This window comes from Microcoleus sp. Z1_B2 (assembly GCF_036700325.1).
Taxonomy (GTDB): Bacteria; Cyanobacteriota; Cyanobacteriia; order Cyanobacteriales; family Microcoleaceae; genus Microcoleus.
Genome location: NZ_JAUBOQ010000064.1, coordinates 29,787 through 33,006, shown reverse-complemented (window position 1 = coordinate 33,006; position 3,220 = coordinate 29,787). Strand labels below are relative to the sequence as shown.

General features: G+C 46.3%; 4 protein-coding genes. All 4 read left to right on the top strand.

The features are described 5' to 3' along the window. On the top strand, nt 1-855 hold an 855-nt coding region (locus tag QT984_RS26820; protein ID WP_333375307.1), incomplete at its 5' end, for a calcium-binding protein. 310 nt (nt 856-1,165) lie between these two features. Then, a complete protein-coding gene (locus QT984_RS26815; RefSeq protein WP_333058015.1) occupies nt 1,166-1,339 on the top strand; it encodes a hypothetical protein in 174 nt (57 codons plus the stop codon). Between the two features lie 259 nt (nt 1,340-1,598). Beyond that, nucleotides 1,599-2,564 (top strand): threo-3-hydroxy-L-aspartate ammonia-lyase, encoded by a 966-nt coding sequence (locus QT984_RS26810; protein ID WP_333375304.1) that lies wholly within the window; start codon nt 1,599-1,601, stop codon nt 2,562-2,564. Between the two features lie 318 nt (nt 2,565-2,882). After that, nucleotides 2,883-3,188 (top strand): small RNA NsiR4-regulated ssr1528 family protein, encoded by a 306-nt coding sequence (locus tag QT984_RS26805; RefSeq protein WP_190735614.1) that lies wholly within the window; start codon nt 2,883-2,885, stop codon nt 3,186-3,188. Nucleotides 3,189-3,220 lie beyond the last annotated feature (32 nt).

The window sequence follows — 3,220 nt, the reverse complement described above, 5'->3', positions numbered from 1 at the left end:
TTCGCCTTTACTAATGCGTCGAACGAAACAGAGTTGTATTTTGACTCGAACGGTACCGTAGCCGGTGGTTCTACCTTCATTGCGAATCTGGGTACTGCTAGCAATCTGGGAACGGCGGACTTTGTATTTACAGGTACGATCGCACCTTCTGCCAATGGTACTACTACCAACTCAGGTAGCGTTGTGGATTTAATCACTAATCCCGGTACTTTCCCGACAAGCGGAGTTAACAACTTCGGTTCTGGTGTTGGCGGTTACAACTTCACCACTCCTGTCTTATTTACAGGAAGTGCGACAGCTAATAACGTCACCGGCACTGAGTTTGCTGACATCTTGAACGGCGGATCGAGTGCTGATATTTTCGACGGCGGTGCAGGTAACGACAGTATCTCCGGCGATGCAGGTAACGACAGCATTTTCGGCGGCGCGGGTAGCGACAGTCTCTTCGGCGGCGAGGGGAATGACACTTTAATCGGTGGTGTGGGAACCAATGTTCTCAACGGCGGTGCTGGTGCGGATGTGTTTGTGTTCACCGGAACTACTGCTGACGGCGGGGATGTAATTACCAATTACAGCATTGCTGATGATGTAATTAATCTCGACAAAACTGGTTTTGCAGCGTTTACAACCGGAGGGACTTTGGCTTCGAGTTTCTACGCTTACAGCAGCACAGTTTCTGTAACTGCGCTCGAAGCAACTTTAACCGGCCCGTCCATCATGGCTATCTACGACGGTTTGTCTACTAAACTGTATTACGATAGCAACGGTTCTACGGTTGGCGGTAACAGTTTGTTTGCAACTGTCAATAATGTCGATTTAGGAATTTCCGGTAATACTGAATTGTTCTTGTTCTAAACGGCAAGAATCCTAATCGGGATATCGGTACGGTTAGGGACACAGCCATGCTGTGTCCCTACAAGATACGGGTAAGGACACAGCCATGCTGTGTCCTTTTTTTTGGTAATTGTTAAACAATTTAGCTGCTCTTTTTTTGGTAGGGAAATGGCATTGCCGTGTTCTTTTTTCCGTTGTTGTCGATGGTTGGAGTCGATCGCACTCGCGAGGGCAATTTCACCATCCAATCCGGTTTATTTTACCCGTTATATCCATTCCGGTTGATTAAACCGCAGAGGACACAGAGGATACAGAGAAAGGGGAGAGAGAGATGAATAATTCCGATGCCAATGGATTTGATATTACCGAAAATCAGGACACTCCGCCGTGCCGTTTCTCTACAATTAATCCGGCGGTGGTTAAATTTGTATTCACATGGACGCACTTCGACAAAGAAACCGGGTTTTTTACCTCATCTTCGAGTGCGAACGAAGTATTTTCGTAAAAAAACCAGGTTTCTGGGCCCCATGCGTCACTCCTAATTGATTAACCCCTCTCCTGTGCAAGTACAAACGTCCCTTTAATTGTTGATAGTAAATTGTCATAACTTTGATTTGAGTCCACAGCTTTTTTAACCATTAAGCGCCACAGCTAATGATAATTATTCATAAGCTGATGATAAAAATTTATAGTTTAATGGTAAGAGTGAAGCGGGCAATGCCCACCCTACAAATAGAGTCCTCGATCGCCCTAATCTAAAATCTATGAGTGCCCAAAATCCCTTGTCAGTCTGTTTCGCGGATGTGAAGGCGGCGGCAAATCGCTTGCAGGGCAAGGCTTTCAAGACGCCGGTGCTGACTTCGGAAACTTTCAACAAACGCACAAATTCTCAGGTATTTTTCAAGTGCGAAAACTTTCAGCGCACGGGTTCGTTTAAATTTCGGGGTGCTTGCAATGCTTTGATGCAGCTATCTGAATCTGAAAAACAGCGGGGAGTGCTGACTTTTTCTTCGGGAAATCACGCGCAGGCGATCGCCCTTGCGGCCCAGTTGTTACAGATTCCTGCTACTGTTGTCATGCCGACAGATGCGCCAAAAGTCAAGCAAGAGGCGACTCGCGGCTACGGTGCAGAGATTATTTTGTACGATCGCACTCAAGTTTCCCGCGAAGAGTTAACCGCTAAAATTGCCGCAGAACGACACTTGACAATTATTCCTCCTTATGATCATGCGTGGGTGATTGCGGGACAAGGTACGGCGGCGCTGGAATTAATCGCAGAAGTTGGGGAGTTGGATTTGCTGCTGGTTTGCTGTGGGGGCGGGGGTTTGCTGTCGGGATGTGCGATCGCGACAAAAACTTTGTCTCCGCAGTGTAAAGTAATAGGAGTGGAACCGGAGCAAGCAGACGATGCGGCGCGATCGTTCCGCACGAAAACGCTACAAACTGTTACTAACCCGGATACGATTGCTGATGGTGCGCGCACGCCATCTTTGGGGAAATTAACCTTTCCTTTGGTGCTGCATTATGTGGACGATATGGCAACAGTTTCAGAAGAGGCAATTCGTAGCACAATGTTTTTTATGTGGGAACGCATGAAGATAGTTGTGGAACCGACGGGAGTGTTAGCAGCGGCGGGTTTGTTGTCAGGTGTTGTGCAGGCTAAAAATGCTCGGATTGGCGTGATTGTCAGTGGAGGAAATGTCGAGTTGAGGGAAGTCAATCGATTTTAGATTTTAGATTTTAGATTTTAGATTTTAGGCGTTGCTGAATACAGGTAAGCTGTTCTCCATTTAAATTGTGTGTCAAAAATCACTCAAATTATTGTGGGATGGGCACGCGAGTCCGTCCCGAATATGCAATTTAAACGCGCAACAGCTTATGAATGGAAAATTTCGGAATTACTATAAGCCAACTATCGTGAGTTATGTAACTTCCCATAAAACTTTATTCATACCGTGAATCAGCAACGCCAGATTTTAGATTGAATAATTTATGTAGCAGCTTCTCTGATAAAATGCTGGCACAGCAAACTTTGATAACACAGCACAATGTCTTCAGAAACAAACTCAGCGGCTCAATCTACAACTGGTGCAGATGCGATCGATGTTGCGATCGCCTCTGGAATCGACTTTGACGGTACTCCGATTCCGCAAGCAAAATTAGACCTCTACCAGCAAGTGATGGGATTAGAAGCCGGCAGACAGCGCAGCGGCGTGTCAAATACCATGCGATCGCGCATTGTCCGAATCGGTGTCAAACACATCGGACAAGAGGAACTCGATAAAATGCTGGTTGCGGCAAACTTTGCACCGCTGAAAGAGAAAGAAATCGCTTTTTATTACGGCGGTAAGTAAATAGCATTCATCTCACATCTTGCATCATAGTC